Genomic DNA, 26730 nt, shown 5'->3' with positions numbered 1-26730 from the left:
CTAGACATTCTCAGGGACTCTCCCGACTCCCCTGGGCCGCTTCTTCACAGCGCAGTAACGAGCAGCAACGGTCAAGCGAGGGGCTTTGTCCAAACTGGGAAACGTAAGCCCTCAGCTTTCTTGTCCGGCACGATGAACCCTAGGCTGTACCTAGCCCGTGTGATAGCGACGTACATCTTGTTCTGCGCCGTCTCGGCATCCTCTGGGAAAGGAGTCACGCCATCCAAGACGAAATGCATCTGGCTGTCCGCCGGCAGAATCAGCACGCGATCAAAACCCAATCCTTTGCTGCCGCCAAAGTTGTAGCAGCGAGCCTGAGCAGGAAGAATCTTTGTCCCAGACGCCACGTTCCAGCGCAATACCATAGGGTCATACGCCGCGATGTAATCGGTGGCGTCCGATTGCTTAACGATGAAAGCCCCAACGTGGTTGGTGAACTCAGGCGGGACATCGTCAACGGCTGATTCAGTCGGCTCGTAGGCGCCCTTATGCACCGCATCGGCGATCGTGCAGATCGCTTGGATGCTCCGCCAATTGAGCACGAGCGCTTCTTCTTTGAAACCCATGGACTTGAACGCTGCAATCTTCTCTGCGGCTGTTTGAGGCGCCTTGTGGCTAAACGTTGTCTCGTAAACAGTTTGTCGGAAGTCACCCACGCAGGTAATGGTTGACTTCATTGCCTTATTCAGAGCTTTGAGCACCTCGTAATCCCAACCAACCAGATCTTGCACCTCATCGAAGTACACTTGGCTGTAGATATCGCCGAGACGAACCGCTGCAGCATCCTTCGTGATCTTAGCGATCCGGGTCGCCAACTTCGCCAGAAAGCCTGTGTGGGCCTTCGTATTGCATTGAGTCAGGAAGTGGCTTTGATTGTAGCTCTTGTCTTCCAACTGCTCTTTGCGCCCAAGCAACATATAGGTTGATCCCGGCTTCAGATGAGGATTGCGTTCGTTGAAGAATATTCCGTCGATCCGCTGCGCAAACAGAAATTGCTGATAGGGCCTCACCATGTCTTCTAGGTAGAACGAGAACAGGCCTTTCACCACGAACCTATCACTGTTTTTACCAAAAGCAGTCAAGAATCGGCGCCGCAGTTCCTGCTGGTTGCTGGTGGTGTAGGTCACCACCAGAACCTTGCCCCCGCGTTCGATCTCTGCGATCGACTCGGTGATGATCTTGTGGGTCTTGCCTGACCCCGCGCCGGCTATGCACAATGTGTTAGACAAAGTTCAGTACCTCACCGAGGAAGGCGGGATACTTGAATGGCTCGGTGGTCTCAAACAATTTGATGGCCGAGTCGACTTTCTTCTTCCCCTTGCCATCGCCATCCGCGCTCTTGAACCAGTCAACGATAAAGGCACGCTTGTCATCGAATGTTGGCTCCGCGACAAGCAGGTTGTAGGTCGTGGTCGAGAGCACGATTTTCGCAAACGCCACAAGTTCCTTTTCCGACGTGGCATTCGCCGAGATCATGGCCGGCTCCAGCGAAAACTCATTATTATCCGCAGATGAGATCAGTTTGATATTCGGATACGCCGCATACTCTTTTTGCGCTGCGACGACATTCTTTGCGTAATTACCATCATTGTCCCGCAGAACATTTACTGCAGTGCCTATCTCTTTACCGATCTCGATGAATGTCTTGAAGCCCACACCACGCACTACGATGATGTCGATCCCATCCTGCTCAGGCAGACGATCTTTGTTGTTACCTTTGTAAATTTTCTTGAGAACCAACTCATCAGACGGCCCTTCGACCAACACCACCTTTTTGGACAGCGCCACGCGCAGAGTATCGTAGCCTGGTAGCCGCTTCAGCGTCTTCACCACTTCTTTGTCTAAGAGATGCAACCGCTTATATGAGTCATGAAGCAAGCAGATCTTGTCAATGCTCAACTTATTCAGCACATACGAACTGTGGGTAGTGAGGAACAACTGCTTGCCGTCGCGTTGATCTTCGATATCTTGTACAAGCCTGCTCAACTCGATGTGGGACAGGTGATTTTCTGGCTCTTCCATCATCACAAGGTCAATGTCTTTTGACTTGTTGTGGAGGGCCAATTTGATCTGCACCTTGCTCTGCTCACCCTTTCCAATCATGTGGAAAGGCACGGCATCCACCTCAAGCTGCAATCCATTCTGAAGTGCGCCGGCCGGCATCGTGTTAGCGGCGATGGTCAGTTTTTTGTCGGTGATTTTGTTATCGGAATCCAAGTCCTTGTTGACTGCCTTCACCTCGTCAGTACCGTTGAAGGACTGTAGAGTCTCACGGTAGTTGAGGCTCAGGCGGTACTCTTCGTCCTTTTTGAGGGCGGCATTCAGGACATTCGAGATGTACTGATTCTTGCCGAAGGTTGGATGGATGCGAGTCGGGTCGATGTAAAGCGCCCGAAATTTTTTTGTCATCGGTTTAATGACGTTCCAAGCAAAATCCATCCAATCGATTTTGTAGAACTCCACTGGGATGCTCGTTATCGGAGCTCCTGCGGCCACGTAATCCCGGTAGGCATCTGTGAAATCTGGATCGAAGCTCGCTCTGACCTGAACCCCCTGAGTATCTTTCATCAGACTGTTGTTCGTGCCTCGGTAATCAGGCACGTTCTTCATATACACCTCAATCACGAGGACTGGCAGGTTTGCAGGGGTTTTCGGGGAAGCGCGAAAGGCAGCGACTGCGTCGCTGTTGAATAGATCTGGGGAAAATTCATTGCCGAACGGTCGGCCGCGATACTGGAAGTTGAGCACGATTTCCAAGGCTTCCAGGATCGTGCTTTTACCAGCGTTGTTATCACCAACGAAGATATTTACATCTTCGTTGAACTCAAAAGTTTGATCTTTGAATTTTTTAAAATTGAGCAAACGAAGCGATTCTACGAGCACTTTTCAACTCCCTCTGAGGTGGCGGCGGCCAAGTAGCGTAAGGCCGATCATGGCGAAACGCTATCGCTTGATGCGCTCCTTGTCCAGTGCAGAACGAAGCAGCCTTGGCCGGGGTATGAAGCCTTTAGAGGAGTTGTGAACGGCAGCGTCAGCAGAAGTGAATTACCCTTGGTTCTCTGGGCGCTGTGACGGGCCACAATTGGTCGAACACGCCCCTCATTGCCCGACAGCTGTCGCCAACGTCCAAAAAAACAACTTGCTGTCTGTGAGAGGCCTTGCGTATGACTGCTTCACCGATAGCCGTCATTTAAGGGACGGCAGACTGCAAGCATAGATAAAATCGCCAGATCTTGACTGATTCCACTGGAATCATGCTGCCCAACTGCCACTATGATTCCACTGGAATCATCCAGCATCAACCACTCCCACCCACCACTGACTGACCTTCCTCCGCCCCCACTCCCCGCTTACCCATCATCGCCATAATCACCGCCAGTTCCTTATTCGCGACCGACCTACTGAGTTCAGTCGGCTGATGCTGCGTGGAAACCGATAACGATTTCTGCACAACCTGAGCTGCGACGGGCGCCGCAGGTGAATTTGAGGCCGAACGCCCCACCCGATCTGCCCCAACCTGACCAACCACATTAAATTCCCCATTCCGCGCCTTCTCGATCAACCCCAGCAAATACCCAAACGGATTGCGTATCTGTCCCTGCCCTGCCCGCACATCCCACTGATCTAGCACCGATTGCTGTACCTCAGCCGAAACTAACCCCAACCCAACCTGCACCTTCCGTTTCTGATCCGGCGCCAGGATTTCAAACGACACCGGCCACTTGATTACCGCTCCTGAGCTCGCACCCGGTACAGAGCTTTTACATACAGATGTATTTGTATAAGTACTTGTACTAGATGAGTTCGGATTCCGAACTCGGGGTGCGGAGCCCTGTTTTCGACTGGGTTCGGATTCCGAACTGTGGGCCGCATGATTCCGAACTGGGCTTTTTTTACTGAGTTCGGAATCACTTGGGCTGAGTTCGGATTCGTGCGGTGCATCTGAGGAAGGTGTTTCCTGTGTGGAAGCCTCCGCATGTGCCTTAGCCCATCCTTGGTTAGCTACCCGCAGCCCTAGCACCTCCAAGTGACTCGGAAGCGTTTGCTCTCTAAGGTGTGGATCCTGCATGAACTCCTCAAGAGTGTTGGCTGCCACCTGCCGGATAGATTTGTTCGCGTGGTTCTGTGATTTGCCGACCAATTGCAGATAGCTGCAATCCAAAAGCATGGCTTCCGAAATGCTAATGGGTTCGTCGTGAAGCAGGTAGATATTGCCTTTCATTTGCCCAGTGACTTCGTCACGGACTCGCCCTGCCAGGCTTAACCAGCGAGTCAGTCTGAGAGCGGTCAATGCCTTAGCGACGGTCTCGCGGGACGCAAGCTTGTAGGGCGACGAGGCCAGATAAGGTTGCAACTGCTCATAAGTTGGGAAAGACGTCAGGCCGTCGTCATTGAGCAATAACCGGAAAACGTGCCAGGCATTACGCTCCAGTGGCGTCAGCCGGTTATCCAGCAAAAGCCTTCGCGGGAAAGCCTCATGGGGGTTACCGGTGAATAGGATGCCGGTGTTTTCGGTATCGAGTATGGGCGCCAACGGTTGCGTGCCCGGACGATCGGTTTTCGGGATGCGGGTTTGCTCTCGACGCTGATCGCTCATAGAGCTGGACGCAGAATCCAGCAGCGCGTTCAGCGTATCGAGATTGCCCGGGGTGAACCTATCGGCAGCGCGGGGCATTAGATCAAGTCCTGTTCTATCCAGGACTGGATCGTCGTCCATACCATAGCCAGATTTAAACCAGGCAGCTTCTCTGTAACCTGTATCGCTACGTTCAAAAGGGCTCGGCTTTCACGGGGAGCATCGGGAAACCTCTTTATCGCATTTACCCAATGATCCCACAGCGCACGCTCCTGTTCCTGATTCACAGCGGGCCAACGCCCCCTGCGGTTTGGTAGGTCCAGGATGCTTCGACGTAAAGCCACCTCTTTGGCAGAAAGCCCAAACAGTTGATGGATCATGGATGAGCTTGCCCCTACCTTCAGGGCTCGCATGACCAACTGATCGTCTTCACAGCTCTTGGCCTGTACTAATAGGCGACGAACGATTACGCCGTCCACGACTACTTTGAACCAGGGCACAGGAGCATTGACCAACATGCTCATGCACTGCGGCTCGACAAGGTCCTTGAGGTCTTGCTCCGAAAAGCCCATGGCCAAGCAACTGCGCAACTGACCATTACGGATGTCGCTCAATATCTGAAAAGCAACCGCAAGGTTTAGTGGATGTGCCATGGATGTGTCTCCATTTCGGGGCGGATACTTATGGGGAGGCTCATAACGCTGCTTCCAGTTCAATTAGCCGTCGAGCGAGGCGGATGACACGAAAGATTTTCACCAGGGCCTGATCACTGAGACGGTCCGTGACGAAAGCATCGATGGATTCGCTTTTTGAGAGACCAAGTAACAATCGACCTATGTTGGCTGTGAAGTAGGGCGACGTCCCGCCAATTGCCTCTGATCGCCCGCTCAGGGCATCGAGCAACGTCATGGTCGTGGTAGATGACATATCTACTGCTTGGGTTTGCCCTTCTGTGCGATGCAGGTAAAACCCAGCTCCCAGATCGCTGGGAGAAATCTCTGCAGGACAACGTGTCTCTTCGATAACCTCGCACACCAAACCGAAGATCTGGTTTCGAAGCTCAGTAGGCTCGTCGATCTGCCGCTCGATGTACCAAAGATCGGAAATGGGATGCAAACCGCCAACTTGCACAGGGATTGAGTGCAGGCATGACGCGTCGAAGTCAGGAATTGGCTCGCCAGTAGCGTCAGCGAGCTGTTTTTTCATTGCTTGGACACGGGGAGTCAGGCCGGTGATGGGCTTGATGACATGCGCTTGGATCCTTTCCTGAAATTCCTCCTCTGCTGCATCGGGCGACATTTCGGGGTCGCTCACTGGCTTTTGATGTTTTCCGCCAGAGGCTGTGCTCGACGGTTGTGGAGGCGCTCCCACTGAATTCGGATTTTTTTCGCGCTCAATCTTCGGGGTTTCTGGAACCGGTTGAACGCCCCCAGCTGGAAAATCTACGAACGACTGACGTGGTGGTGTTTCGGGCTCTATAACTCGCTGCTGGAGATTGTTCGCATCAAGAATGTCCAACTTAAGCCAGTTATAGTCCTTGCCCAGAGGCTGCTCCATCTGGTGTATCAGTTCATCCTGAAACCGATCAAATTTGAATTCGCCGCCGTCATCAAAGCTCGCTAATACCTCAGAGAATAACGACTCAAAATCGATACGATTTGCGGCACTATCTGAGTACTTAGCCCAGCTCTTGGCTGCAGTCCTACGCAGATTTGTCAGTCGCTCGATTTGCGGCTTCCCCATTCCTGAATAGAGCAAATTCGGGATGGCCGGCAGCAGAAAATGCACGCAGTCTTGCATCTTACTGATGTGGGGTTGGGATACCGGATAGCCGTCAGCGGCAAGCCTTCGCGCTAGCTCTCTTTGCGAAATGGGCTCGGCGGCTTCCTGCTCATAAAGCGCTTTGGCGCGTTCAATGCTGAGCGCACGTTCGACGAAAGTCAGTTCTCCGTGCATATCGTTTTCGGCCAGATGTCCTGTCAACGCAACGATATCGCCACGTTCGGGCCATGGTCGAAACAGACACTGAATACGCAAAAACTGTTCATCGCGGGTCTCTCGCCACAGCTCATTAAGGATCGCAAGCCGGGTGTTACCGCCGTTGCGAATGATGAAAAACTCCTCGCCAGGCCGACGAGTGATCGGCGGCGGTGCATCCAGACCTCGGTTGAGAATCGAGGTTTTCAACTGGTCGAAAAGTGGATTGCGGTTGATGCGTGGATTGAACTCATACGGACGCAATTTATCCAGCGCGATCAACATCGGCGTGTCTGCCACGGGATCTGAAAGTTGAGGCACATGTGGGCCGTTATTCATGAAGGATCCTTGCAGCAGCTTTCCCTTTATCTCATCGCGACTCAGTGATTTGGCACTCATCAAGAACCTCCTTGGTTCGAGCGCCTAGCACCGTCGGTGTCGTTCTGAGGCAAGCTAACGAGGTCGGCAGATCGGTCGCCCGGACTGATAACGGTGAGTCGGTCGATCACCGCATTCGCTCGTCTCAGCTCTTCTTCAAGTTCGAAGCTGCGGAACAACCGATAAACGATTTCGCCGTTCATTGAGCGACTGGCCAACTTTGCTTCATTAGCAATCTGGGCGCGAAGCCCTATCTCCGAAAACCGAACAACGAACTTTTCTCTATCATTCCTGCGACTGGTCATTTCCGGCTCCTTCATCGGTGAACTCTTTTGGTTTTGCATTCATATCCAGCGATGGCTGTAGCTCATAGCGGAGGTCACCGACTTCTAATTTGACGATCTCTACTTCGGTCCATTGCTCAGTTCGACAGGCCAAGGCGTAAACAAACTTGCCTGTATTGGCAGCCCGCTTTTCAATCGAAAAACCACCGTGCAGTATTCGCTAGAGCTGTCATGCGAGCTGTTCATGACCGCCCTCCTCAACTGAATAACTGCCGCACTCTGGGCAAACCAAAATTTCTATTTCACCTTCAGTAGGATCGGGGCTGACAATTTCGCGAATGGCTTTGTGTATCGGGAAGTCAGCGGCGCAATCCGTGCAGATTCCTCTTAACAGAGGGGGCTGGTTCATTTGGCAGCTCCTTGCCAGTGCTTAGCGTCCAGATTGGCAAACCGAGTGTGTGCTGGGATAAACGCGGTGCGCACTACCCCGGTCGGCCCGTTGCGGTGTTTACCGATGATCAATTCGGCAATCCCTTGATCGACGGAGTCGGGGTGATACACCTCGTCGCGGTAGATAAACAGCGTCAGGTCGGCGTCCTGTTCCAGCGCGCCAGACTCGCGCAGGTCGCCGTTGTGCGGGCGTTTGTTGGGCCTGTTTTCCAACGATCGGTTGAGCTGTGAAAGCGCGACCACCGGGCAGTCAAACTCTTTGGCTAGGGCCTTGAGCCCTGCCGAAATGGCGGCGATTTCCAGATTCCGATTTTCTTTGCCTGGGCACTGCATCAGTTGCAGGTAATCGACCATGATCAAGCTTGGCTTGCCGTAGCGACGGGCGGCACGTCGGGCACGGGCACGAAGCGTCGCGGGGGTCAGATCGGAGCTGTCGTCCACCACCAGGCGTTCGCCGTAGGCATTGATTCTGGCTACTGCAGCCGTCAGCCGTGGCCAGTCTTCATCCTCGAGCTGGCCCCGCATCAGATTGGCCAAATCCAACTGCCCCAGGATAGCTAACATGCGATACATCAATGCTTGGGCGGGCATTTCCAGGCTGTAGATCTGCACAGACCCCGTCGGGCGCTTCTGCAACACCGCATCGACAAAATTCAGCGCAAGACTGGTTTTACCCATCGAAGGCCGCGCGGCGACGATGATCAAATCAGCGTCCTGAAAGCCTCCGGTTTTTTGGTCCAGATCCGCGAGACCGCTGGGGACACCGGTCACGCCATCGCCGTGATTGAAGTTGAAATCAACCTGCTCCAGCACCTTCATCAGCGCGTCGTTTACGTTGACGAAACTATTGGGCGCACGCCCTTGCCCCAGTGCAAAGAGCTTCTGCTCAAAGCTCTCCTGGATCTCCAGACTTTTTGCCTGATCTGATGACGCATTACGGCTACATTCATGGCCAAGCATGATCAGTTGACGCAGATGAGCGCGCTCTCGAACGATCTCCGCGTAGGCGCTGATGTTCGCTACCGAGGGGACATTTTTAGCCAGCTCTGCCAGATAAGCCAAGCCACCTGCCTCATCAATTTTGGCCAGAGATTCGGACACGGTTACGACGTCAAACGGCTTGGTTGCCGCAGCTAGCGTTTGTATAGCTTTGAAGATCAAACGGTGTTCGTGTTTGAAAAAGTCATCCGGACCAATGATGTCTGCGATTAACTCCCATGCTTCGTTGTCGAGCATCAACCCGCCAAGCACGCACTGCTCGGCCTCAATGGAATGAGGTGGCATCAAATCAAAAAGATTCATGAGGCCACCTCTTGGTCTGCTTTACGCCGAGGGTTGAGCGTTTGGTCGGTCAATAGGTCGAACTGCGCCTTCCACTCCGGAAATAACTCCAACGCCAGTGCCTTGATCACGTTGAACGCCGAAGGCGAACGGCGATTTAGTGGCTGGCGAAATTCAAGCCGGTGCGCCGGCACCCCTTCCGTGGCAGCCCGGCGAAAGCTGACTGCTGCCGGAAGCGTTGTCTGCAGCAGGTTGATCTGCGGATGATCCGCAAGGGTTTCGGTTAGTGATTGGTAGATCAAACTCGCATCGTTGGTGGCATCGAGTTTGTTGATCACGATGTTGAGCGGCGGCGTATAAACGCCCAGGACCGCAAGCGGCTCAAGGTCCTTAAGCAACTGCTGTGTTCCGCGATAGAACTCACGCGCAGCCAGCATGTCCGGGGTAATCGGCGAGATCGCCAAGTCGGAACAGAGCAACGCCATCTCCAGCACCACAAAGCGCGCACCTTGGGTGTCGATCAGGATCAAATCGAAGTCGTCCGCAAATGCCGTGACCAGATTTTTTAGACGCAGGCGTCCATCTGCAGCATGCAACAGCAGATTGCTGAGCTGGTTGTAAGGATCGTTTGAAACAATCAGCGAAAGGTTAGGGATGCAGGTCCGGGAAATGACCTGCTCTGGCCGGGTGTTGTTTTGTGCAATGAGTTGATACGTCCCGCCTGGCGCTTCGTGATCGATGCGATAGAACGAGGACAACGACGGTTGAGTGTCGAGATCGATCAGTAGAGTGCGGATATTAGCGTCGGCGCAGAACGCGCCTAGGTTTGCGGTCACCGTGGTTTTGCCAGGGCCGCCTTTGGTTGAAACGATTGATGCGATTTTCATGATGCTGGCCTCTAAATCAAGTTGATTAGAGGCAGCGCATTGCGTGTGTAAACTGAACAGAAAATACTGTTACCGGATGTGTTTCGAGACGTTGGAGCGGGATTTTGACGTGTCGGCTCAAATGATCAAAATCATTCGGTCCGGGAAACGTCCTACAACACCCCGCTCAACCCCTTGAAAAATCTGGCTCCACGACCTGGACTCGAACCAGGGACCCAATGATTAACAGTCATTTGCTCTACCAACTGAGCTATCGCGGAATGCGTCGTATGTTACTGATTGAAAAGGCGAAGTCAAGCTTTTCGTAAGCTTGCCTTAGGGCCTTACAATGGGAAATTAGCCTTGAGCGCCGCCAACCCACCTTGATACACACCGTCAAATATTTCAGCGGCTGCTTCGTCAGTAATGCTGGCAGCGGTGAAGGTGCCCGACCAGACAATTTTGGTCGCCTGCTTGCCTGGCACTTCGCTGACTTCTACTTTCGCCAAGTAATCGGTCACCGGAAATGGCCCCTGCTCGATGGAGTAGGTGTACGTCCGTGCGGCATTATCGAAGGTCTGAAGCCGCTCGACAATGACGGCGCCATCGTTGGTTTTCAAGTGACGAACGCGTCCACCCTCGCTCAATTCACATTCCACGATAAACGGCAGCCAATCCGGCAGCGAACCGAAGCCACCCATCAGTTGCCACACTTGGTCAGCAGTTGCCGACACTTCAATCGTTGCAGATGCCTTAGTCACGGTAGATCTCCAAAACTGAATTAAGAATTTAGAACCGCAATGTAAACCAGCCTTTGGACGACTTCATCCCTTTCCGTTGCGCTTAGCCGTTGATGGATCACGCCTCAATAACACTCAAGACCGAGCTTCGGCCAGGCGCGGCGCTCAAACCACCATCCCATCCCTCGCCACAATTACGTTTTCTGGCAACCGATTCCTGGCCTCCATCAACCACGCATCCAGGGTATGGCCGATGTGGGTCAGCACTGCCTGTCCAGGTTTCAAATCGGCAATGCATCCCAGCGCCACATTAAGGTCATTGTGATTACGCGGCGCCTGAGGTTGCGGCGGCATGGAGCAATCCAGCACTAATACATCCAACGCCGTTCCTTGTAGAAACGCCAAGGTCTCCTTGGGCAAACCCACCGTGTCCGTCAGGTAGGCAATCCGCCGTCCCCCACCTTCCAGCACATACCCCAAGGTCGGTTTCGAATGCACCAACGGCACCGCCGTTACACTCAACACCCCAAACTGACGGGTTTCGAAGGCACTGAACGGCTGGCTGAAATCCAGAATCCCCGGATGCTTATACAAATCAGCCAAGCCTTGCGCGTCAACGGGGCCATGCACCGGAATCACCCAGCCCTGCCCCCAACGCAAGTGCAACAATCCTTGCGCATGGTCGGCGTGGTAATGGGTTTGCAGAATGCCGTTGAAGCTGCGGGCTGGGAAACGTTCGGTCAAGTCAGTCAAGCCGGAGTCGATCAACCAGCGCTGATCCCCGCACTCGACCAACGCGCTACAGGGCCGGCGACGCAAGCGTTGATCAGCATGAGCCGCCGCACAGGCGGGGCAAGTGCACCCGTACACCGGGACTTGCCGAGCATCGGCGGTGCCCAGCAATGTCAGGCGCATGCAGGGTCTTTGCCGATTAACGTCATCAAGCGTGCAAGGGTGTGTTCAATAGGCCCGGAGTTGTCCAACAGCCACAGCCCGATGTTCTCGCTGGCCATTAGCGTTGCTGCGAAATCAGCGTTACGCACTAACCGCGCTTCAATCTCGGGCAGGGACTCACGGCCCCGAGCCAACAAGCGTTCACGCAAAATGTCTTGGTCTACTGTTAGCAGCAGCGCGAGCAAATCCGGGTAACGTTGCCGCGCTTGAGCCAAATGCGCACGCGAGCCATTAACGAGCACGTCCAGCCCTGAATCGAGCCAGGTGTTGATCTCGCTGGGAATTCCATAGTGCAGCCCGTTGGCCTGCCAGTTGAGGGCGAATTCGCCCTCAGCCTGCATGGCAATGAATTGATCGACGCTGACGGCTTGCGCCGCCTCGCCAACCGCTTCGGCCGAGCGCGTGATGACCCGGCGCACGATCCGGCAGCCCTGAGCGGACAACGGATCGCGCGCAGCATCCAGCAGGCTGTCTTTGCCCGAACCGGAAGGCCCGATGAGATAGATCAACCTGCCTGCCATCAAAACACCCTCTTCGCTTGTCGCCACACCTGTTGAATGACCGGTAATCCGTCCTGATTTTTTGCCTGAATCAGGTCAGCCTGTAACCCCACGCGGATCTCGCCGCGATCAACGAGCCCAGCCGCCTGAGCCGGGGCGCGACTGACCATGCCCACCGCTTGCGGCAACTCACAGGCATTGTCTTGCGCGGCTAATAAAAAGGCCGCCTGTAGCAGGCTGGCGGGATAGTAATCGCTGGACAGAATATCCAGTAATCCCTCTTTAGCAAGGTCGGCCGCCGCCACGTTACCCGAGTGAGAACCGCCGCGCACGATGTTCGGCGCCCCCATCAATACCCCCATGCTCAACCGGTGGCTGCCACGCGCGGCTTCCAAAGTGGTTGGGAACTCGGCGATGGTCATGCCGTATCCAGCCGACTCTTCGACGTGAGCCAAAGTCGCGTCGTCGTGACTGGCCACTGACAACCCGCGAGCCAAACAATCTTCAACAATGGCACGCCGATAACGGTCGCTGAACTCGCGAGAGTTCGCCGTCTGAAACACAATAAATTCGTCCATCTGCGTGGTGGTCAGCTGGTATTTACCCATGTAGTACTCGCGGTACTTGGATTCAAGGGCAAATTGGCGCTGGCCCGGCGAATGGTCCATCACCGACACCAATTGCACCAGCGGGTGTTCCACCAGGTCGCGAAACACGCTCAAGGTGTCCGGATGGCAGAGCTCGCAACGCAAATGCAGACGGTGATCGGCGCGAGTCAGGCCCGCTGCACTGGCGCTGGCAATCGCCTCCAACATCCCAGGCAATTTCTTCATGCGATTGCCCTTGGGATTGACGTCGCCGATAGACAGCGCGTCGAACACCGTAGTGATGCCTGCCGCAATGATTTGGGCGTCGTGACTCAGCACCGCCGAGGTTGAGGGCCAGTCCACACCGGGGCGCGGGGTCATGTGTTTTTCCAGATTATCGGTGTGCAGCTCAATCAAGCCTGGCAGCAGATAATCGCCCTGCATGTCCTGCGCCTGGGGCAAGCGACTGCGGCCCTCATCCACCTCGGCGATCATGCCATTGCGCACCACCACCGTTCCGTTGAACACCCGGTCGGCAGTGACCACTTGGGCATTGCTGAGGATCTGTTCAGTCAGCATGGCGCGGTTTCCTGGATGATCACGGCACTGGGGGTCATGTCGAGGTGACGGTCAGCCACCGCTTCACGGGCGGTACGGTCGTGGAATATGCCGATCAAAGCGGCGCCTGCCGCTTTGGCTTCCTGCATCAGTTCCAGCACCACCTGGCGATTTGTGTCGTCCAGCGATGCGGTGGGTTCATCCAACAGCATTACTGGCCACTCGACCATGAAGCCTCGGGCAATATTGATCCGCTGCTGCTCGCCCCCGGAAAACGTGCTGGGCGCCAATTGCCACAGGCGTTGCGGGATGTTCAACCGGGACAACAAATGCTCTGCCCGAGCCTTGGCTTTTTCCTTCGTCCAACCTCGGGCCAGCGCCGGTTCCATCACCACATCCAGACTGGCAACCCGTGGAATCACCCGCAGGAATTGGCTAACGTAACCCAAAGTTTGCTGGCGCACTGCCAATATCTCCCGCGGTTGGGCACCCACCAGTTCCAGCCATTCGCCCGCATGACACAGCCGAATGCTGCCGCCGGCGGGTAGATAATTGCCATACAGCGTGCGCAACAAGGTGCTTTTTCCAGCGCCAGATTGCCCGTGAAGTACCAAACATTCACCGGCACTGACGGTAAAGCTCAGGCCATCAAGAACATTGAGCACCACGCCGTTTTGCTGATGCAGCGTGAAGGTTTTTGAGAGGTCTCGGACCTCAATCAACGTGTTCATCAAGCTCACCTCGAAAAGACGGCGACGACTGAATGCTGACCAGTCGCCAGTTAAATTACGGTTGCAGCACCGACGACACCAGCAGCTGCGAATAAGGGTGCTGCGGATCGTCTAGGATCTGGTCTGTCAGACCCGATTCCACGACGCGTGAACGACGCATCACCATCAACCGATCCGCCAACAGTCGAGCCACCGCCAAATCGTGGGTGACGATCACCACAGCCAGATCCAACTCGCGCACCAGACCGCGCAATAGGTCGAGCAAACGCGCCTGCACCGACACATCAAGGCCGCCGGTTGGCTCATCCATGAACACCAGACGCGGACCAGAAACGAGATTGCGAGCGATCTGCAAGCGTTGTTGCATGCCGCCGGAAAAGGCCCGTGGCAGATCGTCAATGCGCAGAGGGTCAATTTCAACCTGGCTCAGCCAGTCGATTCCGGCCGCCCGCAGCTCGCCGTAGTTGCGAACGCCTTGGGCCATCAGGCGCTCACCAATGTTGGCGCCAGCCGAGACACCCATTCGCAGACCGTCACGCGGGCTTTGCTCGACAAAGCCCCATTCGGTGCGCAGCAACGTGCGGCGTTCGGCTTCGCTGGCGCTATAGAGGTCTAACCAGTCGCCTTCTTTGCGCCGATAAGCGATGGCGCCACTGTCTGGCGGGCAACGGCCGCTTAGCAACGACAACAAGGTCGATTTACCCGAGCCGGACTCGCCGACAATCCCCAACACTTCACCGGGATATAAGTCGAAATCAACACCCTGACAGCCCTTATCCGGGCCATACAAAAACGACAAACCACGGACTTTAAGCAGCGGTTGCGCACGGTCGGCCTGACGGTCGTGTTGAGGCATTTTCGCAGGGCTGTTCATCGGCCAGACTCCTGTTCACGGCTGCGTTGAGCGCAATAATCGGTGTCCGAACAGACGAAGCTTTGGGTGCCTGCGTCGTCGAGGATCAACTCATCGAGGTAGGAATCGCGGCTGCCGCAGATCGCGCAGCATTCATCCCATTTCTGTATTTCGAAAGGGTGGTCTTCGAAGTCCAGGCTCACCACGTTGGTGTATGGCGGGACAGCGTACAGGCGCTTTTCCCGCCCTGCACCGAACAGCATCAGTGCTGGACTCATGTGGAGCTTCGGGTTGTCGAATTTCGGAATCGGCGACGGGTCCATCACGTAGCGCTCATCGACCATCACCGGGTAGGCATAGCTGGTGGCGATATGGCCGAAGGTGGCGATGTCTTCGTACAGCTTTACGTGCATCACCCCATAATCGTTGAGTGCGTGCATCGTCCGGGTCTCGGTTTCCGATGGCTCGATAAAACGCAGCGGTTCCGGGATTGGCACTTGATACACCAGGATTTGATCGAGGTGCAGCGGCATTTCCGGAATTCGGTGACGTGTCTGAATCACCGTTGCTTCCTGCGTGCGCTCAGTGGTGGCAATTCCCGCTGTACGGGCAAAAAAACGCCGAATCGAGACCGCGTTAGTTGTGTCATCCGCCCCTTGGTCGATTACTTTAAGCACGTCATCGGTGTCAAGAATCGCTGCGGTCAATTGCATCCCGCCCGTGCCCCACCCATAAGGCAGCGGCATCTCACGGCCGCCAAATGGCACCTGATAACCCGGAATAGCTACGGCCTTGAGTAGCCCACGGCGGATCATGCGTTTGGTTTGCTCATCCAGGTAAGCAAAGTTGTAAGCCTCGTCCCGCGCCGGGCGGACGTCGGTATGGCTGCTCATCGCTGATTCTCCTGGACGCCGGTTTTGCCTACGGTGAGTGCAACTGCTGCAGGCTTGCGCAGTTTGCGGATCAGTTCGAGTTCGGATTGAAAGTCGACGTAATGCGGCAGTTTCAAGTGAGAGACAAAACCAGCCGCTTCGACGTTGTCGCAATGGCTAAGCACAAACTCCTCCTGCTGCGCCGGTGACTCTATTTCTTCGTTGAACTCTGCAGCGCGTAGCGAACGGTCCACCAGCGCCATCCCCATAGCCTTACGCTCGGCTTGGCCAAACGTCAGGCCATAACCGCGAGTGAATTGGGGCAACTCCGTGGCCGAACCGACAAACTGATTGACCATCTCGCACTCGGTGATTTCGATACTGCCGATGTTGATGGGAAAGCCCAACTCTTCAGGGTCTATCCAAACCTCGACCTCGCCGATGCGAATTTCTCCGGCGAATGGATGATTACGACCGTAACCACGTTGTGTGGAATAGCCCAGTGCCAACAAAAAACCTTCGTCACCACGGGCCAACGCCTGCAAGCGCTGGGCACGGCTGGACGGAAACTCCATAGGGTTACGGGTGATATCAGCAATCGCTTCGTCACTACCGGTTTCGTTCTTCACCAAGCCTTGGTTGGCCAGTAACCCCAGTACCCGTGGACAAGGGTCCAAACGTGCCCCGTCTTCCAGTTTTGGCCCCGGATGTTCACCTTCCGCCAATAAGGCAAAGTCGAGCAGACGATGGGTGTAATCAAAGGTTGGGCCGAGCAACTGTCCGCCTGGCACATCCTTGAAAGTTGCCGATAAACGACGGCTCAATTGCATGTCCGAGGTATCAATCGGCAGGCTGCCGGTGAAGCGTGGCAGCGTGGTTCGATAGGCGCGCAGCAGGAAGATCGCTTCAACCAGATCCCCGGCCGCCTGCTTGATCGCCAACGCCGCCAGTTGTTCGTCATAGAGCGAGCCTTCGCTCATGACCCGAGCAACGGCCAGAGGCAATTGCTGACGAATTTGTTCAACGGCCACTTCAGCAATCGAGGTGTCGCCCCGGCGTCTTTTTGCCAACAGACGATGGGCGTTGTCGATGGCCTGTTCGCCACCTTTGACGGCTACGTACATTAGGCAACCTCCCCGGTCACAGTATCGGTTTGCGCCACGCTGACACGGGTGCTTCGCGGCAGGCCAATAACGCTGTTGCCCGCGAGGAAGAACGCGTCCAATCCACGTGGGAAATCATTACGGGCGTCACGTTCGCCCCAGAAGCCGTCAGCCAATGGCAACGCCACTTGGTTTTCGCTTTGAATACCAGGGCCGCGCCAAGTCAGGTGGCGTCCGCCATCCAACTGTTGCAGCTGAATAAAAAGCGTGCAGGACTGATCCGGATAACGATCGTTGCCCAACTCAAAACCACGCAGGTCACCCAATTCGCTGTCGTCGAGCAAGGCAAAGCGCGCCTGCTCGCGGGTGCCGACAATCGGGCAGCCGCAGTGAAAGGTCAGGTTCGCGCGAATGATCGGGGTATCGAAAGCCGGGGCGAGCCATAACGGGGTGTCCACATCCAGCAATGCCAGGCACAGCGCGTAACTGGCCGGCGCCAGGCCTTCCAGCGGCGGAGCATTCATTGGCTGAACAACGCCGGGGCCGGCCAGGGCCTTGAGCGCTGAACGAAAACTGCGCACGGAGTCCAGCACGGAGTCGGCGAACGCCGGTTGCAATAGGGTTGCGTTCATCAGTCTTCTCCTCGCACCAGGGTGAAGAATTCAACCTTAGTGGCAGCGGTTTCGGCCTCTTTGGCGGCGCGGCGAGTGGCGTGCACTTTAGCCAGAGGTTCTATCAACTCACATAACCAGCGCGCCTGTTGCGAGCCCTGCAAATGCGCATCGGCCAGCGCGGCCAGTTCGGCATGTACCTTGTCGCGCCCTGCGACGTAGCTGAAACCGGTGCGGCCATCCGCTAGACGCACTACGCAACGGGTGACAGTCATCTCACCGACGTTGAATGGCGCACCCGTGCCGCCCATGCGACCACGGACCAGAGTCATACCAATTTCGGGAGCACGAATCAGTTGATATTCGGTGTCACGCAAGGCCGTTTCGTGAAGGTTTAAATCGACACGTTGGGCGTGGGCCAGCACGCTGATCCACTGTTGACGGGCAGTGGTCATGGCTAGAGGAGCGGGATTCATTTTCGACATCTCCATTTGGCTCTTCATTTGAACTCTTTATCAGGTCAAGACTTGATACTGAAAACGGTCTGAACGGCTGGTGGATTGTGAGAGCTCCACCGGCTGGCCGGAGTTATCACGGGAAAGGGTCAGGACGCTGAGCACCGGCAAGTGTCGAGGCATCAATAACAAACCCGCCTCTTCACGGCTCGGCAGGCGGGCGCCGATCAGACTGAAAGTACGGGTCAACGGTAGATCATGTTCAGCAAAAAATTTCCGTAGTGAACCGCCGCAGTAGGTTGCTAATAGATCACTGCGGCTGGCGCAATAACGGTGACGAATCAAGCTCACCGGCTGACCGTCGACCAAACGCAAGGTCTGCAGCTCGATGAGCGGTGCCTGATCAGCCAGTCCTAAATGCGTAACCTCATCGCGATTGGCCAGGCAGATCCGGCGCTGCAATAAACGCGCTTCGACGCCATGGCCCAAGGCGGAAACCGATTGGCTATAGGCGCTTTCGGCAGCCATTGGGTAAATCAATCGACGTTCCAACACCTGCGTACCTTTGCCTTGTTGCCGCAGCAAGCTGCCCTCCAACACCAATTCGTCAATGGCACGCCGTACGGTGTGGCGATTGACTGAAAAACGCGCAGCCAAGCGAATTTCTGCTGGCAGGTATTCCCCTGGCTGATAGTCGTCAAGTTCCCTGCGTAAGGTGTCCGCTAGCTCGCGGTAAACCGGTTCAACTCGTCTAGACAAGTGCATGATTAAAAAAAGCGCCGCCAGGCGCACCCTCTTCGTTAGATGAACTGTTTGCGCAGGCGCTGCGACAGGATGTCGATCACGCTTACCACGAGAATAATGATCAGCAACACAGCGCAAGTTTGGGTGAACTGAAATGAGCGAATGTTCTCCCAAAGAATCACGCCGATTCCCCCGGCCCCGACCATCCCCACCACCGTCGCCGAACGTACATTGGACTCGAAGCGATACAACGCGTATGAAATCCACAGTGGCAATACCTGCGGGATAACCCCATAGATGACTTCTTGCAACGCGCTGGCACCGGTAGCCCGCACACCTTCAACAGGGCCGGGATCGATGGCTTCAACCGCTTCAGCGAACAGCTTGGCAAGCACGCCGGTGGTACCGATCCACAACGCCAGCACACCCGCAAAGGGGCCAAGACCGACAGCCACTACGAACAACATGGCGAACACCATCTCATTGATTGATCGGAACGCGTCCATCACCCGGCGCACCGGCTGATGAACCCACCACGGCGTAATGTTCTCAGCGCAGAGAATGCCCAGCGGCACCGAGCAGATGATCGCCAGTACGGTGCCCCACACAGCGATTTGCACCGTAACCAGCATTTCCCTCAGGTAAGAACGCCATTCATGAAAGTCCGGCGGAAAAAAGTCGGCAGCGAACGTCGCCATGTTTCCGGAATCACGGTACAGCGCCAGCGGGTTCATTTCGGCGCCGTGCCAGGACCAAACCAACAAAGCGAGGACCAAGCCCCACCCTATGTAGCGCGACCAAGTGCGTTTGCCGACGGCGTCGACGTATGCGGCATGGGTAGTCATAAAAAGCTCTCGAACATTAAATATTCAAAGGCAGCGACACGCGACGCCTTCCCTGGCGGTCGGGTCAGCCGCAATTAACCGGCGCTTGCAGTGTTTTTCTTGTCGAGCTCAGTCATGCGCTGTTGCAATTTGGCCAAGCCGCTGTCGATGTCCTTCAAACGTTCAGTTTTTTCCTTGTCGTTCAGCGTGGTACTGGCGACGACTTCGTTGCGTTGTTTGAACAACTCAAGCTGACGAATCGGCAGCAGTTGGTCATCAGAAGACGGTAGGAACTTGCCCAACTGCATGTCTTTAAGAACCGCCTTCTCGTGATCGGTATCGCCATAGGTAGCGAAAAATTCACGGATTTTGGCTTTATCGGCATCAGGCAGACTTTTGCTCCAGACCATTGGATCGGCCGGAATCAAAGGTGATTTCCAGATCACTTTGAGCATCGCGGTCTTGTCCGGCTGCGTAACAGCCAGACGGTCCCAGCTTTCGGTGTTGAAGGTCGCGACATCCAGCTGGCCTTTAACCACGCTCAGGGCATTCACTTCGTGGCTTGAATTCAAGGTACGTTTAAACGCAGTGGCCGCATTCACATGGTTCTTGGCGAAGACGTAATAACCCGGGACCAAATAGCCTGAAGTCGAATTCGGATCGCCGTTACCAAAGGTCAGGTTTTTGGCATTTTTCAACATGTCTTCAACGGAATTTATCGGGCTGTCCTTTCGCACAATCAACAGGCTCCAGTAACCGGCGGCACCATTGGCAGCGGCGGTCTGGGCGAAGATTTCACCATTGGAACGATCGACAGCTTCCATCGCACCCTTATTGCCCAACCAGGCGATATCGACCTTATTAAAGCGCATACCCTGAATCAAACCGGCGTAGTCAGAAGCGAAGGTGGCGTTGACTTTCTGGCCGGTTTTTTTCGACATATCGTCGAGAAACGGTTGCCAGATGCTCTTGAGGTTGGTCGATGACTCGGTGGACATAAGGCCGAAATTGATGACTTTCTCTTCCGCCTGAGCAGTGCCCAGACAGAAGGTTGCCAACAAAGCGGTAAACGCGAAAACGCGACCGATACGATTCAACATGGGCAGGTTCCTGAGAGAGAAATAGTCAGTGGGATGGTTTGAACGGCAACATTTCCAAACCCCAATCAAGTTCGGGCAAGGACCAGCTGTGGCGATTTTTCGGCATTGCGCGCCTTGTCGGAGAACAACAGACTGGTGTCCAGGTCTGCGCCGTACAGGCCGTTGAGAAACTCGGTACTGAGGGCCTCGGCGGCGCCATCGAAATGGATTCGGCCACCTTTAAGTGCCACGGCGCGCTGGCAATAACGCACGGCGTAATCCACTTGATGCAAGGTGACAACCACAGTTTTGCCGTCGCGACGGTTGATGTCGGCGAGGATTTCCATGACGTTTCGGGCTGATTCGGGGTCCAGCGAGGCAATCGGTTCGTCGGCCAAAATAACTTCAGCACGCTGGGTCAGCGCCCGGGCGATTGCCACCCGTTGCTGCTGGCCGCCCGATAAGGTAGAGGCGCGCTGATCGGCAAAATCGGCTAAACCTACGCGGTCCAGAGACTCCATTGCCCGTTGTTTTTCCTCAGCGCTGAAAAGCCCTAGATTACCGCGCCAGCCGGGCATGCGACCCAGGCAGCCAAGCAACACGTTGTCCAATACGCTTAGACGATTAACCAGATTGAACTGCTGGAAGATGTAGCCAATATCAGAGCGCAGCCGACGGACATTACCGTTCAAGCGTCCGCATGCCTGCACTTCACGCCCCAAAACCTGAACGCTGCCGCCATTGTGTTTGTCACATCGGGCGAGCCCCGCCATGTGGCGCAATAGCGTGGACTTACCGGAACCAGAAGCACCGATCAGCGCGACCATTTCACCGGGTTGTATAGACAACGCAAGATCGATCAACGCGGTCTTGCGAGCAAAAGTCTTGTTCAGACGGTCGACATGGATAGCGGCTTTCATTGGCTTCTCTCTGTCCGGGTGAACAGCCTTTGCAGGACTGCGTTCGAGTGCGTCAGACATTAGAGAGCCTGTGTTTCAGTCCCATTAACTGAAAATGACAGTACGGTAACGGTTGGCTTACGGTTTGAGATTGGCCCCGATAACGGCGTGCTGAGCCCGTGACTGCCGATCAGCGTATGGTGCTGTAAGGCCCGGCGTACGGGCTTTTTGTCGGAATTGGAGAGTTAGCCACATGTACACCGCGCCGCGTTTCAATGTTCTGTTGGTTATGTTACTGGGTGTTTTCCCTTTGATCGCACAGGCCGTTTCCATGCACCAACCGCCTGCGCAGTCAGCCTCCGAACCGACGTTAGCGGATCGCGGTTCTGCTTATTATCGGTTCGAGCGATTGCACCTCGATTCTATTGACGGCAAACGCCGCTACCGCCTGGAGCTGGCCATCCCCCGACGCGCGCCACCGGCAGCGGGTTATCCGGTGGTCTATTTACTGGACGGCAATAACGTCATGGCTGAACTACGTGACGATTGGTTCAGCGAACTGGATGCGGGCAATCCGCCGCTGCTGGTGATGGTCGGGTATGACATTCAGGGACGCTATGACATGGACCTGCGAACCCGGGATTACACTGGGACCCGTTCGGCAGACTTTTTGAAAACCCTGATCACGCAAATCAAACCGCTGGTTGAAAAACAGCAATCTATCAATCACCTGCAGCAGATGCTGTGGGGGCATTCGTTTGGTGGATTGTTTGTGCTGTATGCGCTGTTTGAACAGCAGGGGGCGTTTCAAACCTGGTTTGCGGCCAGTCCTTCGCTCTGGTATCAACCGCAAACCTACGCTAAAGGTATCGGGTTTGCGGGGGTCGCCCAGGATTCAAAACAGCGGGTAGTGATAATGCGCGGTTCAAAAGAAGGGCGTCCGCCGGTGGCCTCGTTCGATGGCGGATCGTTGGAGCGAAGAAAAGCCATGGCAGCCGTGCCCGCAGACGCTAATCAACAGGTTGCTGAGCACTTGGCGACGTTGCCTGGGATGACAGCGAACTACAAAGAGTTTGAGGGGCTGGCCCATGGCCAAATGTTTAATGCCGCCCTTTATCCGGCACTCAGAATGGCGGCGGGGTTGAAATAGCTGTCTCGAACAAGTTCGGTCCCACTGATAAACCGCGATTCTTCGTGGTACCGAATTTATTCTGGAAGCCTTGCCCCTGACGCGAGCAAACGAAGCGGGCTATCAGATCCGAAATGTCCCGACCAAATGCTGCAACTTCGTTGCTTGCTGCTCCAAATCAGCGCACGCCTCCAGCGTCGATTTCAAGTTATCGACCCCGGCTTGATTCAGTGTGTTGATTTGGGAAATATCAATATTGATCGACTCCACTACGGCGGTCTGCTCTTCAGTCGCAGTCGCCACCGACTGGTTCATGCCGTCGATCTCACTAATGCGCCCCGTCACGCTGCTCAACCGGTCACCGGCTTGGTTGGCGATGGTAACGCTGGTTTCACTCTGACGCTGGCTTTCAGTCATAGTCACCACGGCCTGCCGTGCGCCGACTTGCAGCTCTTCAATCATCTTCTGCACTTGCTGCGCCGAATCTTGCGTACGGTGCGCCAAATTCCGCACTTCGTCAGCGACCACAGCAAATCCACGACCTGCTTCACCTGCCCTCGCCGCCTCGATGGCCGCGTTTAACGCCAGCAAATTAGTTTGCTGGGAGATGCTGGTGATCACCTCAAGAATCTGCCCGATGTTAACTGTCTTGTCGTTCAAGCTTTCGATGGTGTTGCAAGACTCGCTGATGTTGACTGACAGCAAGTTCATTGCCTGTATTGTCTGCTGCACTACCTTCTGACCGTCGCCAGCGAGCTGACTGGCGTCGCTGGAATGCTGAGAAGCCAAGGCTGCGTTTTGCGCAATTTCCTGCGCGGCGGCCCCTAGCTCGTTGATGGCGGCGGCAACACTGCTGGTTCGATTGGCTTGTTCGTCCGAGTTGACCATCGACGAGTTCGACGCACAGACCACGCGCGCAGCGACTTCACTGAGATGCGCAGCCGTACCCGCCACTTCTCGAATAGAACCATGGATGCGTCCGACAAAGTGGTTGAACGACTCCGCCAGCGCGCCGAACTCATCCTGAGCCTCGATGGCTAAACGTTTGGTCAAATCACCTTCTCCGTCTGCAATGTCGCGCATGGCGCGACCCATTTGATGCAACGGTTGCATCAGCACCCGGATCAAAAAGCCCAGCAATAACACCACCACAACCACAATGATGATCATTGCCGTCAGTGCGGAGGTGCGAAACTCACTGAGCATCGAATATGCGGCGTCTTGATCGAGCACCAGCGCTACATACCAGTTCGCCGACGACAGGCCCTCAACGTGGGTGAACGAGATAAATTCAGACTTGCCTTGCGCTGTGACCTCGACCACTCCCGGCGCGATTTTCGGGGTGCCGACGGGGTACGCATCGCTAAGATTCTTCAATACCAACTTGCTGTCGGGGTGAATCAATATCTTGCCGTCGCCACTGACGATGAAAGCATAACCATGACCGCCAAAGTTCAGGGCGTTGATAGTGCTACTGATGCTATCCAGCGCGATATCGGCGCCTGCTACACCGACGAACTGGTTGTCATGCTTGACCGGTAACGCCAAGGTGACGACCAACTTGCCAGAAGATGCCGCGATGTAGGGTTCGGTCACAATAGTGCTTTGAGCACTCACCGCCGCCTTATACCAACCGCGCTGGCGCGGATCGTAATCACTCGCGCGATTGCCCGCAGGAACTGAAAACATTACGCCGTCACTGGAACCGAAATAACTTAACTGGAAGTTGTCGGCATACGCAGGCAGACCCACCGCGCGCTGAAGAGTAGGCGTCGCAGTGCCATCGACGGCAATTTGTTGCGCCATGGATTGCAGCAGCTGGGTCCGGCTTTCCAGCCAAGTCTGAATGTTGTGGGTGGTTAGATTGCCCAGCTGTTGCAGTTCCAAAAACACATTGGCCTTCAGCGTTTCGCGTTGTCGGAAGTCGTTCACGACAATGAAAGCGGAAAAGGCGACCACGATAATTAACGTGGCGGCCAGCAGAATTTTCTTGCTGAAGCCCAAATTTTTGATCATACGAAACGTATCCGGCATAAAAGACAGCAATGGCGAGCGCACAAACCATGCGCACACGGAGATTGCGATGCAGCGTTGTACGGCTTTATGTCAACAAAAGGAAGAGTAATCGTCGTTCCCAAGAGGTTCATTCACAGAGGGTGCTTTGGCGCGACCAACACCGTCCTTGCAATCACTTCAAACGGATACGGTGCAGACCATGTGAAAGACGGTCGAGAGTGAATAATTCAATGCGCCACGTAGGATTTAGCACGCCTCAAACGTGCGGATCATTGGGCGGTTTGACGGCTGGAACTGCATATTGCGGTTTCAGCTTGCCGTCTTTGTCGAGCAACCAGGCGTCCAGGATTTGGCGCACCACGGGCCCCGCAACACGGCCCCCGGCCTCACCGTTTTCAATCATCACCGAGACCACTATTTTCGGTTTTTCAGCGGGGGCGAAACCGACGAACAAGGCATTGTCACGGTTACGTTCCAGAGTCTTCAAGCGGTTGTAACGCTCACCCTGTTTGATCGCAACCACTTGCGCTGTACCGCTTTTACCAGCAATTCGATATTGCACACCCACGGCCGCCGCACGGGCGATGCCTCGTGGATCGTGCATCACCATCTGCATACCGTGATTGACCTGCTCCCAATCGGCACTATTGTGCAGGACGATATTGGGCATCGGGTGCTCGTCAATCGGCATTACGCCGCCCACGGTTTTCGCCAAGTGCGGGCGGATCCATACGCCTTTGTTAGCGATGAGCGAGGTGGCCTGAGCCAATTGCAAAGGAGTGACCTGCATATAGCCCTGTCCGATACCAAGAATGACCGTTTCACCGGGAAACCAAACTTGTCGTCGAGTAGCCCGTTTCCATTCACGGGACGGCATCAAGCCCGGCGCTTCTTCGAACATGTCCAGTGAGACCTTCTGTCCAAGGCCAAACATTGTCATGTAGTCATGCATCCGATCGATGCCAAGCTTGTGAGCCAAGGTATAAAAGTAGGTGTCATTGGAGCGCATGATCGCCACATCCATATCCACCCAGCCATCCCCGCTGTGGTTCCAATTACGGTATTTATGGTCGTAATCCGGTAGCTGGAAATATCCGGGGTCAAACACTCGAGCCTGTGGCGTTATTACACCGCTATCGAGTCCGGCAATGGCCACCTCAGGTTTAATCGTCGAACCTGGGGCATACAAACCGCGCAGCACACGGTTGAACAACGGCCGGTCAACCGAATCGCGCAGCGCTGCGTATTCCTTGAAACTGATACCGGTGACGAACAGATTCGGATCGAAACTAGGCTTGCTGACCATCGCCAGCACCTCGCCGGTCTCAGGTTCCAGTGCCACCACCGATCCACGGCGATCGCCCAACGCCTCTTCGGCGGCTTCTTGCAAATGCACGTCCAGGCTCAAAACAATATTTTTGCCGGGGATCGGGTCCGTGTGTTTAAGCACGCGCAGCACCCGGCCTTGGGCATTGGTCTCGACTTCTTCATAGCCCACTCGCCCGTGCAGCTCAGACTCGTAGAATTTTTCAATACCGGTCTTACCGATGGATTGAGTGCCTCGGTATTCAACAGAATCCAGTTGTTTGGATTCTTTTTCGTTGATCCGGCCCACGTAACCAATCGAGTGGGCAAAATGCTCGCCAAACGGATAATGCCGAACGAACTGCGGCTCGACGTCTATACCTGGCAGCCGGAATTGGTTGACGGCAACTAACGCTATTTGCTCTTCGGTCAACTCATACAGCAGTGTCACCGGATCAAAATGGTGGCGCGCCTGCTTCAGGTCTTTGTCGAACAGAATGCGGTCTTCTTCCGGCAAGCTGAGAATACTGATCAGCGAGTCCAATACCTGACTCCAATCCCCGGAACGCTCACGGGTCATGATCAGGTTGAAACTCGGTCGGTTGTCGGCCAGCACAGTACCGTTACGGTCGTAGATGACGCCCCGCTCTGGGGTGATCGGCAGCACATGAACCCGGTTGTTTTCGGAAATGGTTGAGTGGTAGGCGAATTCGGTGACTTGGAGAAAGTACATTCTGCCGACCAGAATGCAGCTCAAAATGGTGACTAACAGACCACAGGCCGCCAATCTTTTATTGACCAGCTGCGTTTCTTTCTCATGGTCTTTTAAAGGAATCGGATCGGGCATTGCTACAGCTTCTCGTATAAAAAGGGGCATTTATCACAAATTGTGACGCACGATACCAAGAAGTACGGACCAATATAGATTCATCTGCCGGACGTATCCTTTGGACGTGGT

General features: G+C 55.1%; 26 protein-coding genes, 1 tRNA gene and 1 pseudogene. 1 reads left to right on the top strand and 27 read right to left on the bottom strand.

Features of this window, described 5'->3' with window-relative positions:
* Positions 1-71 precede the first annotated feature (71 nt).
* From QN378_RS00540 to phnC, 24 genes are all read right to left on the bottom strand, one after another.
* Positions 72-1229, bottom strand: coding sequence for a UvrD-helicase domain-containing protein (locus QN378_RS00540; RefSeq protein ID WP_323547010.1), 1158 nt, complete (start codon positions 1227-1229; stop codon positions 72-74).
* On the bottom strand, positions 1222-2883 hold the full coding sequence (locus QN378_RS00535) for an ATP-dependent nuclease (protein ID WP_323547008.1): 1662 nt from the start codon (positions 2881-2883) through the stop codon (positions 1222-1224). Before QN378_RS00535 ends, QN378_RS00540 begins: the two co-directional genes overlap by 8 nt.
* Positions 2884-3298: 415 nt before the next feature.
* The gene (locus tag QN378_RS00530; protein ID WP_323547006.1) at positions 3299-4717 is read right to left on the bottom strand and encodes an STY4528 family pathogenicity island replication protein; all 1419 of its coding nucleotides are present in this window, start codon (positions 4715-4717) and stop codon (positions 3299-3301) included.
* Positions 4675-5229 carry a DUF2857 domain-containing protein gene (locus QN378_RS00525; protein ID WP_323547004.1) on the bottom strand — a complete coding sequence of 185 codons (555 nt, stop codon included), beginning with the start codon at positions 5227-5229 and terminating at the stop codon, positions 4675-4677. The genes QN378_RS00530 and QN378_RS00525 overlap by 43 nt, the downstream gene beginning before the upstream one ends.
* Positions 5230-5269: 40 nt before the next feature.
* The gene (locus QN378_RS00520) at positions 5270-6952 is read right to left on the bottom strand and encodes a ParB family protein (protein ID WP_323547002.1); all 1683 of its coding nucleotides are present in this window, start codon (positions 6950-6952) and stop codon (positions 5270-5272) included.
* Positions 6952-7236 (bottom strand): Arc family DNA-binding protein, encoded by a 285-nt coding sequence (locus QN378_RS00515; protein ID WP_323567455.1) that lies wholly within the window; start codon positions 7234-7236, stop codon positions 6952-6954. Before QN378_RS00515 ends, QN378_RS00520 begins: the two co-directional genes overlap by 1 nt.
* A 208-nt stretch (positions 7237-7444) precedes the next feature.
* Positions 7445-7624 (bottom strand): hypothetical protein, encoded by a 180-nt coding sequence (locus QN378_RS00510; protein WP_323546998.1) that lies wholly within the window; start codon positions 7622-7624, stop codon positions 7445-7447.
* Positions 7621-8967, bottom strand: a complete 1347-nt coding sequence (gene dnaB, locus QN378_RS00505) for a replicative DNA helicase (protein WP_323546996.1) — start codon at positions 8965-8967, stop codon at positions 7621-7623. Before dnaB ends, QN378_RS00510 begins: the two co-directional genes overlap by 4 nt.
* A complete protein-coding gene (locus QN378_RS00500; protein WP_323546994.1) occupies positions 8964-9833 on the bottom strand; it encodes a ParA family protein in 870 nt (289 codons plus the stop codon). The genes dnaB and QN378_RS00500 overlap by 4 nt, the downstream gene beginning before the upstream one ends.
* Positions 9834-10017: 184 nt before the next feature.
* Positions 10018-10093: transfer RNA gene (locus tag QN378_RS00495), tRNA-Asn, on the bottom strand.
* A gap of 63 nt (positions 10094-10156) precedes the next feature.
* On the bottom strand, positions 10157-10573 hold the full coding sequence (locus tag QN378_RS00490; RefSeq protein WP_322204209.1) for an SRPBCC family protein: 417 nt from the start codon (positions 10571-10573) through the stop codon (positions 10157-10159).
* 144 nt (positions 10574-10717) lie between these two features.
* On the bottom strand, positions 10718-11467 hold the full coding sequence (phnP, locus tag QN378_RS00485; RefSeq protein WP_322204211.1) for a phosphonate metabolism protein PhnP: 750 nt from the start codon (positions 11465-11467) through the stop codon (positions 10718-10720).
* Positions 11458-12027: a phosphonate metabolism protein/1,5-bisphosphokinase (PRPP-forming) PhnN gene (gene phnN / locus QN378_RS00480; RefSeq protein WP_323546991.1), complete on the bottom strand. Its 570-nt coding sequence runs from the start codon at positions 12025-12027 to the stop codon at positions 11458-11460. Before phnN ends, phnP begins: the two co-directional genes overlap by 10 nt.
* Positions 12027-13172 carry an alpha-D-ribose 1-methylphosphonate 5-triphosphate diphosphatase gene (locus QN378_RS00475; RefSeq protein ID WP_323546989.1) on the bottom strand — a complete coding sequence of 382 codons (1146 nt, stop codon included), beginning with the start codon at positions 13170-13172 and terminating at the stop codon, positions 12027-12029. Before QN378_RS00475 ends, phnN begins: the two co-directional genes overlap by 1 nt.
* Complete coding sequence (gene phnL / locus QN378_RS00470) at positions 13166-13882, bottom strand: phosphonate C-P lyase system protein PhnL (protein WP_323546988.1); 717 nt, start codon at positions 13880-13882, stop codon at positions 13166-13168. Before phnL ends, QN378_RS00475 begins: the two co-directional genes overlap by 7 nt.
* Positions 13883-13937: 55 nt before the next feature.
* Positions 13938-14738, bottom strand: a complete 801-nt coding sequence (phnK, locus tag QN378_RS00465) for a phosphonate C-P lyase system protein PhnK (RefSeq protein WP_322206885.1) — start codon at positions 14736-14738, stop codon at positions 13938-13940.
* A gap of 14 nt (positions 14739-14752) precedes the next feature.
* Positions 14753-15628 (bottom strand): alpha-D-ribose 1-methylphosphonate 5-phosphate C-P-lyase PhnJ, encoded by an 876-nt coding sequence (locus QN378_RS00460; protein WP_322204219.1) that lies wholly within the window; start codon positions 15626-15628, stop codon positions 14753-14755.
* Entirely contained in the window at positions 15625-16731 is a 1107-nt protein-coding gene (locus QN378_RS00455; RefSeq protein ID WP_323546986.1) for a carbon-phosphorus lyase complex subunit PhnI, read from the bottom strand. The genes QN378_RS00460 and QN378_RS00455 overlap by 4 nt, the downstream gene beginning before the upstream one ends.
* The gene (gene phnH / locus QN378_RS00450; RefSeq protein ID WP_323546985.1) at positions 16731-17342 is read right to left on the bottom strand and encodes a phosphonate C-P lyase system protein PhnH; all 612 of its coding nucleotides are present in this window, start codon (positions 17340-17342) and stop codon (positions 16731-16733) included. The genes QN378_RS00455 and phnH overlap by 1 nt, the downstream gene beginning before the upstream one ends.
* Positions 17342-17797, bottom strand: coding sequence for a phosphonate C-P lyase system protein PhnG (phnG, locus tag QN378_RS00445; RefSeq protein ID WP_322204225.1), 456 nt, complete (start codon positions 17795-17797; stop codon positions 17342-17344). The genes phnH and phnG overlap by 1 nt, the downstream gene beginning before the upstream one ends.
* Before the next feature lie 39 nt (positions 17798-17836).
* Positions 17837-18541, bottom strand: coding sequence for a phosphonate metabolism transcriptional regulator PhnF (phnF, locus tag QN378_RS00440; protein WP_322204227.1), 705 nt, complete (start codon positions 18539-18541; stop codon positions 17837-17839).
* A 35-nt stretch (positions 18542-18576) separates the two neighbouring features.
* Entirely contained in the window at positions 18577-19365 is a 789-nt protein-coding gene (gene phnE / locus QN378_RS00435) for a phosphonate ABC transporter, permease protein PhnE (RefSeq protein ID WP_322204229.1), read from the bottom strand.
* 74 nt (positions 19366-19439) lie between these two features.
* A complete protein-coding gene (gene phnD, locus QN378_RS00430; protein ID WP_323546984.1) occupies positions 19440-20444 on the bottom strand; it encodes a phosphonate ABC transporter substrate-binding protein in 1005 nt (334 codons plus the stop codon).
* Positions 20445-20509: 65 nt separating this feature from the next.
* Positions 20510-21343 carry a phosphonate ABC transporter ATP-binding protein gene (gene phnC / locus QN378_RS00425; protein WP_322206886.1) on the bottom strand — a complete coding sequence of 278 codons (834 nt, stop codon included), beginning with the start codon at positions 21341-21343 and terminating at the stop codon, positions 20510-20512.
* A 232-nt stretch (positions 21344-21575) separates the two neighbouring features.
* Here phnC and QN378_RS00420 point away from each other — a divergent pair, with 232 nt between their 5' ends.
* Positions 21576-22472, top strand: a complete 897-nt coding sequence (locus QN378_RS00420) for an alpha/beta hydrolase (RefSeq protein ID WP_323546982.1) — start codon at positions 21576-21578, stop codon at positions 22470-22472.
* Positions 22473-22574: 102 nt separating this feature from the next.
* Here the strand turns inward: QN378_RS00420 and QN378_RS23450 are convergent, their stop codons facing one another.
* From QN378_RS23450 to mrdA, 3 genes and pseudogenes are all read right to left on the bottom strand, one after another.
* The gene (locus tag QN378_RS23450; RefSeq protein WP_407074524.1) at positions 22575-23339 is read right to left on the bottom strand and encodes a methyl-accepting chemotaxis protein; all 765 of its coding nucleotides are present in this window, start codon (positions 23337-23339) and stop codon (positions 22575-22577) included.
* Between the two features lie 93 nt (positions 23340-23432).
* Positions 23433-24467 (bottom strand): annotated as a pseudogene (locus tag QN378_RS23445) (cache domain-containing protein); the annotation flags it as partial.
* A 256-nt stretch (positions 24468-24723) separates the two neighbouring features.
* Positions 24724-26619: a penicillin-binding protein 2 gene (mrdA, locus tag QN378_RS00410; RefSeq protein WP_322204237.1), complete on the bottom strand. Its 1896-nt coding sequence runs from the start codon at positions 26617-26619 to the stop codon at positions 24724-24726.
* Positions 26620-26730 lie beyond the last annotated feature (111 nt).

The organism is Pseudomonas sp. 10S5 (assembly GCF_035019745.1).
Lineage (GTDB): Bacteria > Pseudomonadota > Gammaproteobacteria > Pseudomonadales > Pseudomonadaceae > Aquipseudomonas.
Note: the sequence above shows the minus strand (reverse complement) of the source record. Positions and strands in the feature narration are given on the sequence as shown.

Coding starts and splice junctions, on each gene's coding strand:
- QN378_RS00500 (WP_323546994.1), bottom strand. CDS start 9,833: ATGAAAATCGCATCAATCGTTTCAACCAAAGGCGGCCCTGGCAAAACC.
- phnG (WP_322204225.1), bottom strand. CDS start 17,797: ATGAATCCCGCTCCTCTAGCCATGACCACTGCCCGTCAACAGTGGATC.
- phnL (WP_323546988.1), bottom strand. CDS start 13,882: ATGAACACGTTGATTGAGGTCCGAGACCTCTCAAAAACCTTCACGCTG.
- QN378_RS00520 (WP_323547002.1), bottom strand. CDS start 6,952: ATGAGTGCCAAATCACTGAGTCGCGATGAGATAAAGGGAAAGCTGCTG.
- QN378_RS00525 (WP_323547004.1), bottom strand. CDS start 5,229: ATGGCACATCCACTAAACCTTGCGGTTGCTTTTCAGATATTGAGCGAC.
- phnE (WP_322204229.1), bottom strand. CDS start 19,365: ATGACTACCCATGCCGCATACGTCGACGCCGTCGGCAAACGCACTTGG.
- phnH (WP_323546985.1), bottom strand. CDS start 17,342: ATGAACGCAACCCTATTGCAACCGGCGTTCGCCGACTCCGTGCTGGAC.
- phnN (WP_323546991.1), bottom strand. CDS start 12,027: ATGGCAGGCAGGTTGATCTATCTCATCGGGCCTTCCGGTTCGGGCAAA.
- dnaB (WP_323546996.1), bottom strand. CDS start 8,967: ATGAATCTTTTTGATTTGATGCCACCTCATTCCATTGAGGCCGAGCAG.
- phnD (WP_323546984.1), bottom strand. CDS start 20,444: ATGTTGAATCGTATCGGTCGCGTTTTCGCGTTTACCGCTTTGTTGGCA.
- mrdA (WP_322204237.1), bottom strand. CDS start 26,619: ATGCCCGATCCGATTCCTTTAAAAGACCATGAGAAAGAAACGCAGCTG.
- phnP (WP_322204211.1), bottom strand. CDS start 11,467: ATGCGCCTGACATTGCTGGGCACCGCCGATGCTCGGCAAGTCCCGGTG.
- QN378_RS00420 (WP_323546982.1), top strand. CDS start 21,576: ATGTACACCGCGCCGCGTTTCAATGTTCTGTTGGTTATGTTACTGGGT.
- QN378_RS00460 (WP_322204219.1), bottom strand. CDS start 15,628: ATGAGCAGCCATACCGACGTCCGCCCGGCGCGGGACGAGGCTTACAAC.
- QN378_RS00455 (WP_323546986.1), bottom strand. CDS start 16,731: ATGTACGTAGCCGTCAAAGGTGGCGAACAGGCCATCGACAACGCCCAT.
- QN378_RS00475 (WP_323546989.1), bottom strand. CDS start 13,172: ATGCTGACTGAACAGATCCTCAGCAATGCCCAAGTGGTCACTGCCGAC.
- phnC (WP_322206886.1), bottom strand. CDS start 21,343: ATGAAAGCCGCTATCCATGTCGACCGTCTGAACAAGACTTTTGCTCGC.
- phnF (WP_322204227.1), bottom strand. CDS start 18,541: ATGCACTTGTCTAGACGAGTTGAACCGGTTTACCGCGAGCTAGCGGAC.
- QN378_RS23450 (WP_407074524.1), bottom strand. CDS start 23,339: ATGGTCAACTCGGACGAACAAGCCAATCGAACCAGCAGTGTTGCCGCC.
- QN378_RS00515 (WP_323567455.1), bottom strand. CDS start 7,236: ATGACCAGTCGCAGGAATGATAGAGAAAAGTTCGTTGTTCGGTTTTCG.
- QN378_RS00530 (WP_323547006.1), bottom strand. CDS start 4,717: ATGGACGACGATCCAGTCCTGGATAGAACAGGACTTGATCTAATGCCC.
- QN378_RS00510 (WP_323546998.1), bottom strand. CDS start 7,624: ATGAACCAGCCCCCTCTGTTAAGAGGAATCTGCACGGATTGCGCCGCT.
- phnK (WP_322206885.1), bottom strand. CDS start 14,738: ATGCCTCAACACGACCGTCAGGCCGACCGTGCGCAACCGCTGCTTAAA.